The sequence below is a fragment of the Candidatus Methanocrinis alkalitolerans genome, from assembly GCF_029167205.1.
In the GTDB taxonomy this organism is placed as follows: domain Archaea; phylum Halobacteriota; class Methanosarcinia; order Methanotrichales; family Methanotrichaceae; genus Methanocrinis; species Methanocrinis alkalitolerans.
Window position 1 is genome coordinate 1 of record NZ_JARFPL010000044.1, and the last position, 16,031, is coordinate 16,031.

Here is a 16,031-nt window from a genome sequence, read left to right on the forward strand (position 1 = left end):
GATGCAATTCAAGGTGCGTTTGAGGGAAAGCCCTATGTTCCTCCTTCAGCTGCCACTTAACCGAACCCTATTGTGAGGGCGTCTCTGAAGGAATTGCGTTATATGGCCATGGTGGCTGAATAGTTACCGCGATTTTTCCCTTAACCGATGACCAATGGAATCTGTTTAAGTGAGGAGATATCAAGACGCGAAAAACCGCAGAGACGGCGCGGTATTCTTAAATATTTTCCGAGCCAATATGGTCGATCTGATTGTAGCCCGAACGGGCCATTTGCTTTGGAGTGGGTTTTATGTTTGAAATTGACGGACTAAAGGGTGGCGAGGCTCGAATCTGCGGCAAAGGAGCCCTCCGGAGGGATCTCGCCAAAAATGGTTTGGTGACGGCCTGCATCATCCTCACCATGATCGCCCTCTCCTCCGCCCAGCTCGAATACGAGCCCGGCGAGAGGGAGGCGGAGATCCTCTTCGAGATGGGCCTTGGCGGCCCCTGGATAATGAGCGAGAAGCATCCGGAAAGTTACGGCATTGAAGTGCCGACCTGGCCATCGACCTCGGAGTTCTCCATCTACTCGGAGTACTTCAGCCTGACCGCCCCCACCGGGATGGAGGTCGATAGGTACTATATATCGGGGACGCCGGATATTTATGCCACCGGCCCCGGAGGCAAACCCATATCCGGCTCTTATTATCAGACGTATTTCCCTGGGGCCGAAAGCCTCTGGATTCTGGGGGCCAGGAGCTGGACGGGGTATGCCATAGTCCCGCAAGGCGCTTATCTGAGGCTTGTGGCCTACTCCCCCGGCGGGGGGTGGGCCACCTTCTACGAGATAACTCCTGCCGAGAAGACGGTCCAAAAAAGGCTTTCGATATATACAGGCTACAGCCTCCTCACCTTCAGGGCCGAAGAGTTGGGCAGGTACCTCCTCCTCTTCTCCGTCGGAGATGAGATCAGCAACGCCGTGGTGGTGGATGTGAGGCGGGGAACATGGCCCGCCTCGCCGCCGGGGCCCGGGACTGTGCCCCAAGGCTACGGGTCCGCCAGGGTGACCCTCGAGTCGACCTCCCTCAAGGGCTACAGCGTATACCTCGACGGCTCCAGGATAGGGGCCGACGGCTGGGGTGGAGACGTCCGGGACGGGATATACACCTTCACCGTTCCGGGCGACCGATGGCATACGATAAGGGCCAGCGGCTCTGGGATCACCTGCACCTTCAACGACTACTACGAGAGCGGGCGCAGCTACACCATCGAACTATGCTACAGCTGAAGGGAGAAAAAGGTCTACTGATAAAGGCGGCAAAAAGGGGAAGCTTAAAGGGCGCCCTCCCCGCCCGATCGCCATCTCAGATGAACCGTGGCCTCTCCGAGAGCTTCACCGGCAGGGGAAGCCTCTTCCACGGCTTGCCGGCCGTCTCCGATCCGATCCGGGCCTTCAGCTCTTCTGGGGCCATCTCGACTTTGTATGGCTTCTTGGGCTGCGACTCTGCCCTGACGGTGACGGCGAGCTTGCCAGACTCCAGCTCTTGGTCGCCGATGACGACGACGTAAGGTATCCACTCCCTTCCGGCGTCCCGGATCTTTTTGCCGACGGTCTCGTCCCGGTCGTCGACGTCGGTCCTGAAGCCTATCGCCCCGGCGACCTCTAAGGCCCGGGCGAGGTGGCGTTCGGCCACCGGGATCACCCTCACCTGGGTCGGCGATATCCAGGTTGCCAGCATCGGAACCTTCCCCTCGACGGAGACGCGGTGGGCCTTCTCCAGGAGGGCGAACATAAGCCTCTCGATGGCGCCGGATGGCGAGCAGTGGAGGATCACCGGCCGCCTGAGGGCTCCGGCTGCGTCGGCGTAGTCTATCTCGTAGCGGTCGGCGTTCTCGACGTCGATCTGGACCGTCGAGAGAGCGGAGGCCTTGTCCAGGGCGTCGACGAAGTTGAACTCGAACTTAAGGACGAAGTAGAAGAACCGCTCCTCCCACATCTCGATGAGGACCGGCTTGTTGACGATTCCGACGAGCCCCTCGACAAACTCCCGGTTCTCTTCGTAGAACTCCCGGGTGAACCTGATCGCCACCTCGTAGTCGTCGAGATCGAGGCCCGCCTCCGCCAGGACCGATATCGAGGTCTCGTACTGCTTCTCAAACTCCGCCGTCGCCTCGGCCATGTCGGCGCAGAGGGTGTGCATGTCCGGCATGGTGAAGGCCCGCAACCTGCGCAGCCCCACCAGCTCGCCGCGCTGCTCCCGGCGGAAGGAGTAGCGGGTCATCTCGATCATCTTGAGGGGGAGGGACCGGTAGGAGAGGGTCATGTCGTGGCTCATCAGGAACTGGCCGAAGCAGGCAGCAAATCGCAAAAAAAAGCTCCTCTTCTCCGCCTCGATGGAGTACTGCCTCGCCGGGAAACGATCGAGGTACTTTTTGAGGGTGGGGTGGTTCATGTCGTACATGATTGGCGTCTCCACCTCCATCGCCCCCATATCTGCCGCCCTCTCCAGGACGTAAGACTCCAGTAGGGACTTGACGAGCCTCCCCTTGGGGTAGTACCTCATATTCCCCGAGTCGGAGCCAGGCTCGTAGTCGACCAATTCCAGGCGTCTCATCAGCTCGACGTGGGGCGGGACGGACTCGACTGCCCTGCTCTTGGATATCTCGTAGTTGACGAACTTTCCGAGGTTCTCGCGGCCCCTGAAGTCGAACTTCTCCGGATCTGCCATGAGGCCGTCGGGGGTCATGATCTTCCAGAAGGATACAGCCTTAGCCTCGGCCTTCAGAGCCTCCGAGACTACCTCCTCTTTCTCCGCCGCCTCGGGCAAGTCCTCGGCCGCGGCCGGTGCGGCCGCCCCTGCCTCGGCCCCTGCCCCCTCGCCGACCCTTATGGACCGGGAGAGCTCCGAGAGGGGATGGCCCTTGCAGCTGAGCCTGAAGGCCTTGTACCAGCCGAAGGGGGCCTTTGCCACCTCGTACTCCTCCTGGAGAGCCTCCTGCAGCCCCCGGAGGACCTCGACGGCCGCGGCAGGGGAAGAGAGGCTGGAGCTGAGGTGGGCGTAGGGGTAGAGCATGATCCTTTTGGTCTTCACCTGCTCCGCCACGGAGGCGATCTCTTTTGCTCCTGCGGCTACGACCGCAGAGACGTCATCCTCGTCGATCTTCTCGACGGCGATGAAGGCGCATAGAGCCTCCTCCATCCGTCCCGCCTTCTCCGCCTCTCCCACGTCCTCGGCGACGGGAGTGCGCCTCTTTGCCTCAAACTCGATATAATCAGAGTGGATCAAGAGCAACTGCAAATAAAACCACCTTCGTTATAGCCAGCTACAAAAGAGGCCACCTAGTTCAACCTTTCGACAGGGGTTGAAGAGATGCGGGAAGTCATATGGAGATTTTACGGATGGCTACAGCGGCCTTCTCATGATGATCGCCGCCTCGCCGTCGGGGTAGTAGCTATTGCAGGTGGTATAGATCTCAAAGCCCAGGTCGATGTAGAGGCTCTGGGCCCTCTTGTTCGCCGCCCGGACCTCCAGGATCACCTCCATCACCCCGAGCCTCCGGAAGATCTCCAATAGCTCCTTCAACAGCCTTCCGCCGATCCCCCTCCCCCAGTCCCCGGACCGGACCGCGAGCCAGAATACCCTTCCTTCCATCGGAGTCTGCCGGAACCCCAGGACCATCCCGGCGACCTTCCCGTCCTTCTCCGCCACCAGGAATGTGGTGGGGTAGTTCTCGTAGAAGAAGGTGAGGAGGTAGGGATCGTGGCCGCCACCGGCCTGGGAGTCGAGGGCCACCGCCTCGGAGAAGTCGCGGGGCTCAAACCTCCTGATCCTGACCTTCCCCTTCGGGACCCCCCCGGCGTCGGTGGCGTTCATATAGGCGACCTCGGCCATGGGCATTGAGCCGATAATAAGTTGTCGATGGGGAAGTTTTTATCCCATCCGGTTCGTGGGAAGTCGGCGACCTCTCCTGGAGGGCGGCCGCCCCGGAGAGGCCAGCCAGCCTGAGCCGGGATCTTAGATCATCGATGGCGATAGAGGGGATGGATGATATGGACCGAAGAGCTGATCCGAGATGGCCGAAGGATCTGATCCTCCTCTTGCCCCTTATACTCCTGGCGACGGCGCCGTCGTCCCAGGGGCTCGTCTCCGACGGTTTCGCGGGGACGACCTACATCCTCGGAAGGTCCGAGGCGGAGGCTATAGTCCCGGCCAACGGGACTAGCTTCGACCTCACCCTCCCCTACAAGGTCGAGATAATCCTCTTTGACTCCCAGGGATCGACGGTCCCCGTTGAGACGGAGGTCCAGTTCTGGCGGGGATCTTACCGGTACCAGGTCGTCTCCCATCGGCCGGTCAGAGGCCAGATGAGCTACACCATCCCCATCTCGGAACAGAGATTCGTCGCCCCCGTCGAGGAGGGCGAATCGGTGAGGGTCGTCCTCCCCGAAGGGTACGCCACCGGCGATCGGATCCTGGGGAGGGCACGGCCGGACCCCGACGCTGTAGGAACCCTCGACGGGAGGACCACCCTCATCTGGACCGACCCGGAGAAGAGGGCGTATATCGACGTCAGCTTCTACAGGGAGGGCGCCCCCAGGGCCTTCAGGCTCTTTCTCCTCCTCCTGGCCTTCATCGCCGGGGTCCTGGTCCTGGAGCACAATATGAGCATCAAGAGGCTTCGGTCCTTCAGGGAGGACGCCGAGATCGAAGGCGCCGAGGAGGAAGGTGACGGAAAAGAACTCGAACGGAAAGATCGTCGCGGCGAAGATCGCGATGATGAGGATCTTGAAGAGAACGACGGCGTCGATAAGGATCGTGACGATAAAGGGCGTACCTGAGACCCGAAGCGGTGAGGTCTAAGTAAGAGCAAACCCCTCTAGCGACCATTATGGAGCCGAAAGAGATCTGGAGGGGGATATATCTGGTTGGGGGCGCAGGGATATCCCACCCCGCCGACTGCTGCGTCTACCTCGCGGACGCTGGCCCGAAGCTCGTCATGATCGACGCTGGGGCCGGCTCCGGCGCCGGAGCGATCCTGTCAAACGTCGAGGCCCTCGGCTTCGAGCCTAGCCGGATCAGCCACCTCGTCGCCACCCACGGCCACATCGACCACATTGGAGGGATATCCAGGATCAAAGAGGCGACCGGCTGCAGGGTGATAGCTCACCGAAGAGACCGGGACGCCATCGAGCTCGGCGATCCCGCCCTCACCGCCGCCGACCTCTACGGAATCGAGTACTGGCCCGAAAAGATAGATACGATTCTGGGAGGAGATGAGACGGCTCAAAAGATCGGGGACCTGGAGTTTCACTTCATAGCCACCCCGGGCCACACCCCCGGGTCCATCGCCGCTTATATTGATATGGGAGAGGGGAGGGTCCTCTTCGGCCAGGACGTCCACGGACCCTTCAGCGACGTTTGGGGTTCAGATATCTCCGAATGGAAAAGGTCGATGGAGAAGCTTCTGGAGCTGGAGGCGGACATCCTCTGCGAGGGGCACGCCGGGGTCTTCAGGGGCGGGGAGGTGAGGGGTTACATAGAGTCCCAGCTGCTGAGGTACAGCCGGGTCTAGGGAAAATCTTTCGTCCTTACGGCTTGGATGACAGAGGGAGATTAGAGAAAAATATAAAGAGGTCTCCGTTCAGGGGTCAGCCCTGAAGATCGCCACCTCTCCTTCCTCGACGGATATATTGACGTCCAGGAACCTTTGAGCCGTCCAGATGTTCGTCGAGGCGTGGCTCGATACCATGGGCGCGGTGTAAGATCCGCCTGCCAGGGCGAGGTAGGGGACGAGCTGGTCCGATAGATGGCGATCTACCGCCGCCTTCGACCCTAATTCAGCCACCATCTCCTCTGCAGCCATGGCCCCCACCTTCTCAGCCAGAAGCCCCCGCTCGCCGAGGGCGCTAGCCCCTTTCCTCCCCGACCAGAGGGTGATCCCGCTCCCGGTGGAGGGAAGATTCGTGGCTTCGCACCCTATCTCGGCTCTATACCCCGCACCTTTCAGGATCTCTCTCGCCGCCTTCGCCTGCCTTCGAGCGACGTGCTCCGGGAGGTTTGATGAGTGAGAGACCCCATCGACAGATCCGAATTTCGAGGGGGAGAGATCCGCCCTCTGAAGCTTTCCCGGGACCGTCTTCAGGACGGCGATCCCTCCGCCCCTGGGGTGATAGCCTCGCCTCTCGCAGGATAGGGTCGATCTGACGGCGAACTCGCCGAAGGCGGGAAGGGCGACCCGCGATAGGTAATCGATCGTCGGCGACCATCGGACGTCGGTTCCGCCCCGGACGATCAGGGTCGCTGGAGAGTCGGCGAAGACTAGGGCGGGGAGGAGGCACTGGATGAGGAGGGTGACGCTTCCGGCGGTCCCTATGTCGACCTCGTACTCGCCGCCCCGGAGATCTCGGGGCCGAAAAATTATCTCGGCCGACCCCGGCTTCACCCCCTGGATCTCGGCGTCGGCGACCCTGGCCAGAGCCTTTATCGCCGTAGCGTGCTGGGGCGAGAGGCCCGGCTTTGGCCTATTATCCCTGATCCTCGTTATCCGGACGGGGTCGCCGGTGACCGCCGAGAGGGCGACGGCGGTCCTCACTATCTGCCCCCCGCCCTCGCCGAAGGACCCGTCTATCTCTATCATCCGACCGCTGCTCTGAACTCCTCTTCGAACTCCTCGCATAACCCGGCTATCCTGACGGCGACCTCGTTGAGGAGGAGGACGGGATCGACCTTTCGGGTCTTCAGCCGGAATATGGGGTTGGTCATCATCGGAAACTTGGCGTCGTAGGTGGCGAGGAGGACTCTATCGTCCTTCAGAAGCTCCGTCCTCAGGAGGTTGAGGAGGGTGTGGCTATCCCCCTCGAACTCCAGGTGGAGCTCGTCTTCGGTCTTTTTCAGGATCTTCACGTTCATCTGATCACCCCGGTTCCGAAATCGGTGCTGAGCTTCCGGGACTCCACCTGTCCGCAGTCGGGACATACGAGCCGATCACCCTCGATACGCAGGGGGGTTGCGCACCTTCCGCAGTATGCCTTCACCACCCCCAGGTCGCCGTCGACTATCGATAGGCCTATGGTGGGCGTATCGTCGATTATCTTCGCCTTGATGATGTCCCTGAGGCCGAGGACGGAGCGGATATCCTTGACGTAGGAGTTCTTGACCCTGGATATGTGGATCAGCGCCTCTGAATTGTGGATCGGCCTCTCCTCGCATCCTCTCTTGAAGGCGAGCCGGAGGATCGCCAGGCTCTCTTTCAGGTCTGTTATCTGGCCGACTACCACGTCCCCGTTCCTCAGCGTTACGGGGGCGTTTATCCTGGGAAGGACCTTTGCAGACCTGTTTTTGGCGTCCACCTCGATCACCCCCGTAGTCGATGCCCGGAGGTGCTCTCCTCTTACGTAGGTGCCTTCGCCGGGGAGGAACTCCTCGGCGGTGCCGACGACTTCACCGGGGATTACAAAATTGGATCGCATATTATGGTTCACCTGCAAATTATCCGATATAATTCGACTTCTATGATCTTGACGTCCCTCGTGTGAAACGCCAGGGAGCGTTTGAGGGGAAAGGCGATCTTCTCGACCTCTTCGACCTTACAGGGTTCTACGAACCGTCTAATGAACCCTTCGCTTCCGGCGTTGGCGATCGAGTAGACCACCTCTCCCATCTCCGTCGCCTTTCTGAGGAAGGGACGATCCCCACGGCTCCCCTTCTGGGCCCCAAAGGGGGGGTTCATCACCACCGTCGAGACGCCTCGCAAGACTATGGAGGTGACGTCGCCCCTCACGAAATCGACGTCGACGCCAAGACGGCTCGCATTCTCCACGCCGATCTTGAGGGCGGAGGGGTCGAGCTCGACCCCCACGGACCTCGCCCCCAGGAGGGCGGCCCCTATCGCCAGAGTCCCTGTACCGCACCCAAGGTCGCAGACCGTCCCCTCCAGGTCCCCCCGCAGGAGGGCGGAATATAGGAGATGGGAGGCGATGGAAGCGGGGGTGACGTACTGTTCAAGGCTGGGGTCGGGGGCGGAGAACCCCTCCAACCCCTCCATGATCATCTCTAGCTTTCGTCTCTTCATGATGGTGGTCTCAAGAGCGGACGGCCCATGGCAGGGGCGTCCTGAAGATCGTCGGCCCCAACATCGAGGTCGGGCTCCCGTTTCGGCTCTGACCTATATGAAGTAGTGGGTCAGGTCGATGAGGAGGTAGAGGAATACGAGGGCCAAAAATAGGCTGAACCCTCTGATGACCAGAAACTCCAGAACCGCCCTGGTGGACCACCTCTGCAACCGCGGGGTCCGAAACTGCGACCTTCCCGAGAGGATCCCTCCGAGGTCCGCCCCAAGGACGGTGGCGAATTTGGAGATGTACTTTACCGGAGATCTCCGGCGAGCCTTGAACCCCGCAGAATCAATGCATGCGGGATTCTTCAAAATACCATGGGAAGATGGCGATTCGAAGGGGTCGGGGCCCTCGATCGTCGACGTCGTCCCCTCCACTGCCCCCCGGGGTTCTTCGAGGGGCAGGTCCAGAGGCAACCCCCCATCCGGACGGTAGAGCGATTCTGACGATCTGACGGACCCTCCCAACGACGGACTGCCCTCCTGGATGAGGACGTCTTCGACGGGGCGGATCAGGGGGAACTTCGAGATCCGACCCTCCCCTCCATCATCGGGGAGGGCCTCCCGATCCTCCATCGGTTCTGCCTCCGTAGAGGCCGACCGCCGCTCTCCCATCTCCATGGGGGTCGCAGCCTTAGGCTTCGGTTTGCCGAGGGGCCTCTCCTCCGAGAGGTTCATGGACTCGTCCCAGGTCCTGACGACCTCCAGCTCCGCCGCCTCTTTAAGGGCCGCCCTGGTGAGGACCCTGCCCATGAGGAGGAGCGCCCTCTGATACGTCTCCAGAAGAAGCCCCCTCTGTGCCTTCCCATCTTTTGCGATATCCTGGAGCCTCTCCACCATCAAGCGGGCCTCTCTGATCTGGAAGGGGCTTATCATCCCCAGGTCGGGGGCTGCGAGCTCGAAGGCGCTCTCCGCCCGCTTGAGATAGGTCATGCTATCCGAGAGGTCTCCCGGGGGTTCGCCCTTGAGCATCGCCGTCATGGACCTTCCCAGGTTCTTGAAGGCCGGGAGGAGGTGTCCGCACGCCTCTTTGCAGCCCCTCCCAGTGGAGCTGAGCTGGAGGACCCCCTGGGTGAAGTGCTCGGTGGCGTCGGCGACGACGTCAGTGAGCTGCCAGGGCTCGTCCTTCGCGAGGGCGATGCGCCAGGCCTCCTTCACCCCCATCATGCTCCGGCGTAACCCCTCGACGGAGGGGGTTTCCTGGTCGTCCTCCGTCTTCGAGAGGGCGTAGTTTAAGGCCATCACCGCCTCTTCCGCCAGCTTGATCGCCTTATCGGCGTCGTCCTCCGTCTCCAGTATCACCAGGGCGGAGGCGAACCGTGCTATCCCCGCCAACACCTCCAGCTCGGGGAGGCCCACCCCCTGGGTCGCCGCCAGCTCTGAGTAGCATTCTCCGACGGCGGCGTATTTCATCGACGCCTCCACGAAGAGGTCCATCCCGGACCGCTCTCCATCCGCACCGCCGACGGAATGGAGCGCCTGCTGGTGGAGTTCCCGGGCCTGGATCGACCTGGCGGCAGATAGCCACGACACGGCGTTGGCACGGACCGGCTGCATGCTCTTTCTGATCAGATCGAGGCTCGTCTCCAGGTGGTCGGCGGCCAGATCGTAGTCGCCCCGGTCCAGGTACAGCCGCCCGATGTTGGAGAGGACGACCCCGGCGTTCTGCTGCTGGCCGATCCCCTCGAAGATCTCCATGGACTTGTGGTAGTAGCCGATGGCGACCTCTTCCTCCCCCATCTCGGCGTTGACCCGCCCCATTCGGTTCAGAAGCCAGGCGACCTGCCTCTGATCCCCGAGCCCCTCGAAGTCCGATAGACTCTTCTCGTAGTGCTGGAGGGCGAGGTCGAATTCGTCGGTCTCGGCATAAATTCTGCCGAGGCTCCCGGTCATCTGGGCGACGCCGAAGTCGTCATGGAGGCTCTTGAAGATATCCAGGCTTTTGCGGCAGCTTTCCATAGCCTTATCATAATTCTGGCTCGACCTGTAGGCAGACCCCATGTTCCCGAGGACGTGGGCGAGAGACCCGACGTCCCCGAGATCGGTGAACCCATCCGCCGCCAGCTCGTAGTGGTGGAGCGCCCTGCCGAGGTACCCCTGCCGGGCGTGAACCTGGCCGAGGTTGTTGAGGAGGACTGACCTGACGTGCCGGTCCGATGTGAGGGATAGGGCCTTGTTGTAACATCTCGCCGCAACCCCAAGATGGCCCGCCAGCCTACAGATGTCCCCGAGCCTTTTGATATCATAAATGTCGGAGAGACAGTTGAATAGCCTGATGCAGATATTCTCGTCGATCTGCCCCTCTTCGAAGCTCTCCAGGAGGGCGGCAACGAGATCAGCACAATCGCCACTGATCGATTTAGGATCTATGGAACGAGATGATCCGCCCCTCATGTAAGACTCGAATATCTCCTGGAGGACTACGAGCTGATCCATCGGGTATGAATCGACTTTTATCTTTAAGTAGTTTCTGCGGGAATAATATGCGGCAGATGCCCAGAGTATATCCGGGCGGGGAGCGCTCCTCTTGCCGGGGCTGGAAAAATCTATATCAGTTTAGATATATATGAACGATCGATGATTATGACGGCAGTAAAGCTCGATGTCGTCCTCTCGACGGAGGTGCCGCAGGCTTCAGGATGGGATAATCGAGATGGGTCCAAAAGGGCTCGATCCCGGGGCCACCGAGCCTATGGACGGCGGAGAGGCTGCTTGGGAAGGGGACTATTATGATTCAAAAGGAGTTGGCATACGAGGGCGGGGTGGCTAAGGGGTACATCATCCCCCTGGGGTCCGCAAATATCGTCTTTGCGGTGGGGACCAAGGGGCTGGTCGGCTGCGGTGCCTTCGACGTCTCAGCCTTGGACAGATTCGGATACCCGGCGGCGAGGGTTAAGCCCGTCGGAGGAAGCTCGATAGAAGGCCTCGAGGACCTCATGGCTGGAGAGGTGAAGGACGTCAACGGGGCGGCAGCCGGCCTTGGGGTCGAGGTGGGGATGAGGGGAGATGAAGCCCTGGCCCTCCTCTGAGGGGAAGAGGGGATGAACGGGATGCTCAAAACCGAAATCGGCCTGGAGGATGTCAGGAGGGCGGCCAGGCTTTTGGAGGGGAGGGTCATCCGCACCCCCCTCGTCCGTTCCCCCACCTTCTCCCGGATGGCGGGGGCAGAGGTCTATCTGAAGCTGGAGTGCCTCCAGACAGGCGGCTCCTTCAAGGTGAGGGGGGCCACCTACAAGCTCCTCCGCCGTCGTGAAGAGATGGGAACCGGAGGGGTCGTCGCCGCCTCCGCAGGAAACCACGCCCAGGGGGTCGCCCTCGCCGCTCGGGCCGCGGGGATCTCTGCCACCATCGTGATGCCGGTCTGGGCCTCTGCGGGAAAGCAGGAGGCGACCCAGGGGTACGGGGCAGAGGTGATCCTGGCGGGAGATAGCCTCGCCGAGAGCATCTCCGTCGCGAAAAGGATCGCAGGGGACGGGAGGCTCTTCATCCACCCCTACGACGACCCGGAGATAATCACAGGCCAGGGGACGATGGGCCTTGAGATCCTGGAGGACCTCCCCGACCCTGACGTCGTCGTCGTCCCCATCGGCGGAGGCGGCCTCATAGGCGGCGTGGCCACGGCGATAAAGGGGTTGAAGCCCGAGACGAGGATCGTGGGGGTCCAGGCCGCCGCCTGCCCCTCCGCCCACCAGGCCCTCCGAGAGGGGAGGCGGGTCAGGGTCGAGGCGAAGAGGTCCATCGCCGACGGCATCTCCGTCAAAGAGATCGGCGAGGCGAACTATCCCATAATTCGCCAGCTCGTCGACGAGGTGGTCCTGGTGGAGGAGGAGGAGATAGCCTCGGCGGTCCTGGCCCTTCTGGAGAGGAAGAAGGTCTTGGCGGAGGGGGCAGGGGCCGCGCCCCTGGCCGCCCTTCTCGCCTCAAAGGTCCTGGTCCCGAAGGGGGGCAAAGTCGTCCTTTTGATCAGCGGAGGCAACCTCGACCCGCCCCTCCTGGAGAGGGTGATAAGGCAGGGGCTTATGAAGAACGGGAGGATCATGAGATTCTCCGCCTGCATCGACGACGTCCCCGGCTCCCTCGCCCGCCTTTTGGGCACTGTGGCAGAGGAGGGGGGAAACGTCTTATCGATCCATCATGCCAGGGGCGGCCTGGACCATTCCCTCTTCAGAACCAGGGTCGAGCTGGAGGTGGAGGCCCGGGGGTTCGACCATATCGATGAGATGAGAGAGGTGCTTGAGGCGAGAGGGTACGAGATAGTGGTGAGGTGATGAGCCCCCCCTTATGAGCCTCTTCGCAGATGTTCCCCTCCCCTTTTGTCAATATGCCGACTTTCGGAGGAACTCAGTCCTGGGCCATCGCCTCGACGGGATTGAGCTTTGACGCCCTGAGGGCCGGGTAGAGCCCCGCCAGGAAGTTGAGGCAGAGGGCGAAGAGGATCGAGTAGACGACGAGCTCCGGCCGCAAGGTGAAGGTGAGGGGTACGTCCCCAAATCCGGTGGGTCCGAAGGTGGCGATCGTCCTTCCGGCGGCGAGGCCGACGATCGACCCCAGGATGCCTCCGGGGAGGGCGAGGATGAGGTTCTCGAAGAGGAATATCCTGAGGATGGACCTTTCATCTGCACCCATAGCCATCATTATCCCGATCTCCCGGGTCCTTCTGCTTACGATCATGATGGTGGTGTTGGCGATTACGAAGCCGGAGATGGCGATGATCATGGAGTAGAAGATGAGGTTTATCCGCGACTGGGTGGCTACAAACCGTGCGATCTCCCGGCTGAAGTCCTGCCATGTGCTCGTCTCGAGGTGGAGGGCGGATCCCAGATCCTCAGCCACCGCTGGAGCGTCCTCGAAGTTCGAGAGCCTCACGCCGATCTCTGAGACGACGTCCCCTTCTCCCACCAGGACTTGGGCGGTCTTGAGGGGTATGTATACGAGGTTCGAGTCTTTCGCCGTCCCCTTCTCCACCAAACCCGCCACCTTCAGCCTCACCGTCCGGTCCTTCAGGACGAGGTCGAAGGCATCACCGGGCTTGATCCCGAGGTTTTCTGCGAGCTTAACCCCGATGAAGGCGGACCTCCTCCCATATCTCAGATCCGAGAAGTCTCCCTCGAGGATCGAGGCCTGGACGTTCAGAAGGAGGTCTTCTGAGCCGGGGTCGACTCCGATGAACTCCACCCCCTCCACGTTATCCCGGTAACGGGCTGCCCCCTGGCCCACGAGCCTGGGCGAGACGGCGACGACTTCGGGGCGATCCCAGATCCGCTCAGATATGGTCCTGTAGAGGTGGAGGTACTCCTCGTCCTCCTTCGGCTCGATGTAGACGTGGGGGTTCTTCTCTATGGTCCCGGCCACGATCTCGCCTATGACCCCTTCGGTGATCCCCAGGGACATTATGATGACCCCCACCGCCACCCCCACCGATAGGAGGGTGAAGGCAGTACCCCTCCTGTTGGAGATGATGTGCCTCGTGGCCACTGCCGTCTCAAACCCCAGGGAGATGCACCGGCACGCCAGGACCTCCTCGAGGAACGTCGGCCTCCACCCCATCCGCCTCTTCCACCCAGCCTCCGCGCCCCTGAGCGCCTCGACGGGGTCGAGCTTCGAAGCCCGATAGGCGGGGTACGCTCCCGCCAGGAGGCTGAGGGCGACGGCCATGATTATGTACGCTGGAAAGTTCCAGGGGTCGATGACCAGGGGTATGGAGGTGAGCTCCCTTCCCCCTGCCGTCGTCTCGAACCTGAGGCTCCCCAGGGCAAGGATGCCCAAGAGGCCCAAAACGGATCCGAGGAGGCCTCCCAAGAGGCCGAGGACCCCAGACTCGAGGACGAAGATCTTGAGGAGGCCGGATCGGTCCGCCCCCAGGGCGAGGAGCATCCCCATCTCCCGGACCTTCTCCAGGACGAGCATGTTCATGATGGCGGCTATCCCGAAGGCGGCGATGATCATCACAAAGAAGATGGACAGGGACCTCCAGAACCCCCCGACCTCGATAGACCTGACGATCTCGGGGTTGGTCTCCTGCCAGGGCGCGGCCTCGTAGCCGAGGTCCCCGACGGCGGCGGCGACCCTCTCCGCATCATATATATCGAAGAGCCTAAGCTCAATGGAGTTTACGACGTCCCCCTCGTCGAGGAACTCCTTCGCAGTCCTGAGGGAGACGTAGGCGACGGTCTCGTCGAGGGGGGTTCCGGTATCGAAGATCCCCACCACCAGGAGGTCGGTGCTCTTGGCCCGAGGAAAGGTCGCATCGACCCGGTCGCCGACCTTCAGGCCGAGCCTCTCCACAAGCCTCGATCCCATGACGACCTTTTTTCCATCCTGGATCTCGAAGAAGTCGCCCTCCACCATCGAAGAGCTTATCTTGTAGATGGCGTCCTCAGCGGTGGGATCGACCCCTCGGAGGAGGGCGTTTCTCCTCTTCTCCTTAAAGGAGATCGTCGCCTGGGTCGATAGGGTCGCCGAAGTGGAGCTGATCCCCTCGATGGCGGCGACCCGATCGAGGAGCCCCCGGTAGAGGTGGATGTACTTCTCCTTCCCGTCGGGGGTGATCCGGACGTGGGGGAGCTTCTCCTCGACGATCTCGGTGAGGACCATCTGGGAGCCGTTCCCAAGGGAGGTGAATATCAGGGATATGGAGACGGCGAGGGCGACGGCCCCCACCGACAGGATCGTCTGGCGCCTGCGAGATGCGACGTGCCTTATGGCGATGAAAAGCTCGAAGCTTTTGGCGTGAGGGTACAAAACAGCCTCATTTTGGCCTCGCTGGTTTATAGCCGTTGCCGGCGGAGGGTAGTGACCTCCCAATAGGTTGATTTTTATACTTGTAACATGCTATTTATATCGAGGGATAGCAAGATGGCAAGGAGGGGTCCAAAGCCAAAGTTCATAGATGTGCCATGCCCTAACGAAGATTGTACTTTGCATGGTGTAACCGGCGAAGGAAACGTTATCGGTAACGGTACATATATGACCAAAAGCGGGAAGGTCCAAAAGTACATCTGCCGCCACTGTGGTCGGGTATTTTGCGGGAGGACTAACACCGTCTTTTATGATCTGAGGACAGAAGAAGATGAGATCCTCATCGCATTGAAGATGATTCTGAAGGGCATGAGTCTTCGCGGAGTTGCCGAGGTTCTAGAAGTTAAGCTGGATACAGTGAGACGTTGGCTTTCGAGGGCTGCAGAGCACAGCGAAGAGGTAAACAAAGCTCTCATGAAGGACATCGTCATCTCGAAGGTTGAGCTTGACGAGCTTTGGACCTTCGTTCAAAAAAAGGTAGTGTACTCGTTTCATTGAATTGGCACCCTGAATGTCATCCATGGGTCATCGGTTAAGGAGTTTAAGCTACACAATATTGCCATTTTTCACACGAATTATGCGTCATCTAGATTTGATCCGATTTCAAGACTGACTTGCTGTAGCCTTTTTGACCAAGCCAATCTCACCGTACTTGCTACCGAGATCGCTGCCTCATTGCGATTCTTCTCTTAACCGATGACCAATGGAATGTCATCAGTTCTTTGATGGTCCAGACGTGATCAACGAGTCCTTCAGCCATCGCGGGAGTTCTCTGCATCCATCTCTTTCTACCTTGATTGACCTCTAACCTCAGAGACTTATGAGGTTTGACGAAATTGTACCATGCTTGGAAGAAGTCCAGAGCGTGAGTATGCCTTCTCAGGATTTTGCTGCAATTCATGCTCTTGCGCACGAATCTCGCTAAAGAGTTGCGAATTGTAAGATTTATTCGCTCAATGTATGCAGTATTGATCTTTCCGCCGTAATCGACTCCTAGCAATCGCATTACTTCCTCCGGATTGCCATAAACGATACGCTGTATCACCTCTATGATCCGCCCGTTTTTTCTTTTCTTGCAGACCTTTGCGTACTTCAAGTTAGGGTAGGGGACAAGAACCGGATTTGGCTTTCTCCCGAT

The 16,031-nt window shown here is 60.4% G+C and carries 14 protein-coding genes and 1 pseudogene; 6 read left to right on the forward strand and 9 right to left on the reverse strand.

Translation table 11 applies throughout. The features are described 5' to 3' along the window. The first annotated feature begins 290 nt into the window (after positions 1-290). Entirely contained in the window at positions 291-1,268 is a 978-nt protein-coding gene (locus P0O24_RS10885; RefSeq protein WP_316969782.1) for a hypothetical protein, read from the forward strand. Positions 1,269-1,344: 76 nt separating this feature from the next. On the opposite strand, the gene P0O24_RS10890 is transcribed toward P0O24_RS10885, so the two are convergent. Continuing rightward, positions 1,345-3,279, reverse strand: coding sequence for a threonine--tRNA ligase (locus P0O24_RS10890; protein ID WP_316969783.1), 1,935 nt, complete (start codon positions 3,277-3,279; stop codon positions 1,345-1,347). A gap of 105 nt (positions 3,280-3,384) precedes the next feature. Continuing rightward, entirely contained in the window at positions 3,385-3,879 is a 495-nt protein-coding gene (locus tag P0O24_RS10895; RefSeq protein WP_316969784.1) for a GNAT family N-acetyltransferase, read from the reverse strand. A 152-nt stretch (positions 3,880-4,031) separates the two neighbouring features. On the opposite strand from P0O24_RS10895, the gene P0O24_RS10900 reads away from it, so the two are divergent. Continuing rightward, positions 4,032-4,820 (forward strand): DUF5803 family protein, encoded by a 789-nt coding sequence (locus P0O24_RS10900; protein WP_316969785.1) that lies wholly within the window; start codon positions 4,032-4,034, stop codon positions 4,818-4,820. A gap of 50 nt (positions 4,821-4,870) precedes the next feature. Next, positions 4,871-5,554 (forward strand): MBL fold metallo-hydrolase, encoded by a 684-nt coding sequence (locus P0O24_RS10905; RefSeq protein WP_316969786.1) that lies wholly within the window; start codon positions 4,871-4,873, stop codon positions 5,552-5,554. A 69-nt stretch (positions 5,555-5,623) separates the two neighbouring features. On the opposite strand, the gene rtcA is transcribed toward P0O24_RS10905, so the two are convergent. The 5 genes from rtcA to P0O24_RS10930 all read right to left on the reverse strand — a co-directional run bounded on the left by rtcA (position 5,624) and on the right by P0O24_RS10930 (position 10,531). Then, complete coding sequence (gene rtcA / locus P0O24_RS10910; RefSeq protein WP_316969787.1) at positions 5,624-6,619, reverse strand: RNA 3'-terminal phosphate cyclase; 996 nt, start codon at positions 6,617-6,619, stop codon at positions 5,624-5,626. Further along, on the reverse strand, positions 6,616-6,891 hold the full coding sequence (locus P0O24_RS10915; protein WP_316969788.1) for a DNA-directed RNA polymerase subunit L: 276 nt from the start codon (positions 6,889-6,891) through the stop codon (positions 6,616-6,618). Before P0O24_RS10915 ends, rtcA begins: the two co-directional genes overlap by 4 nt. Further along, positions 6,888-7,451, reverse strand: coding sequence for an exosome complex RNA-binding protein Csl4 (locus tag P0O24_RS10920; RefSeq protein ID WP_316969789.1), 564 nt, complete (start codon positions 7,449-7,451; stop codon positions 6,888-6,890). The genes P0O24_RS10915 and P0O24_RS10920 overlap by 4 nt, the downstream gene beginning before the upstream one ends. 8 nt (positions 7,452-7,459) lie before the next feature. Then, on the reverse strand, positions 7,460-8,053 hold the full coding sequence (locus P0O24_RS10925) for an METTL5 family protein (RefSeq protein ID WP_316969790.1): 594 nt from the start codon (positions 8,051-8,053) through the stop codon (positions 7,460-7,462). 93 nt (positions 8,054-8,146) lie between these two features. Then, positions 8,147-10,531 (reverse strand): tetratricopeptide repeat protein, encoded by a 2,385-nt coding sequence (locus tag P0O24_RS10930; protein WP_316969791.1) that lies wholly within the window; start codon positions 10,529-10,531, stop codon positions 8,147-8,149. Between the two features lie 293 nt (positions 10,532-10,824). Here P0O24_RS10930 and P0O24_RS10935 point away from each other — a divergent pair, with 293 nt between their 5' ends. After that, on the forward strand, positions 10,825-11,124 hold the full coding sequence (locus P0O24_RS10935; RefSeq protein WP_316969792.1) for a YunC family protein: 300 nt from the start codon (positions 10,825-10,827) through the stop codon (positions 11,122-11,124). 21 nt (positions 11,125-11,145) lie between these two features. Continuing rightward, positions 11,146-12,363 (forward strand): threonine ammonia-lyase, encoded by a 1,218-nt coding sequence (ilvA, locus tag P0O24_RS10940; RefSeq protein ID WP_316969793.1) that lies wholly within the window; start codon positions 11,146-11,148, stop codon positions 12,361-12,363. Between the two features lie 73 nt (positions 12,364-12,436). Here ilvA and P0O24_RS10945 read toward each other — a convergent pair whose 3' ends face one another. After that, positions 12,437-14,836 carry an FtsX-like permease family protein gene (locus P0O24_RS10945; RefSeq protein ID WP_316969794.1) on the reverse strand — a complete coding sequence of 800 codons (2,400 nt, stop codon included), beginning with the start codon at positions 14,834-14,836 and terminating at the stop codon, positions 12,437-12,439. 114 nt (positions 14,837-14,950) lie between these two features. On the opposite strand from P0O24_RS10945, the gene P0O24_RS10950 reads away from it, so the two are divergent. Further along, positions 14,951-15,391: a helix-turn-helix domain-containing protein gene (locus P0O24_RS10950; RefSeq protein WP_316969795.1), complete on the forward strand. Its 441-nt coding sequence runs from the start codon at positions 14,951-14,953 to the stop codon at positions 15,389-15,391. Between the two features lie 157 nt (positions 15,392-15,548). Here the strand turns inward: P0O24_RS10950 and P0O24_RS10955 are convergent. After that, a pseudogene (locus P0O24_RS10955) lies at positions 15,549-16,031 on the reverse strand (hypothetical protein); the annotation flags it as partial.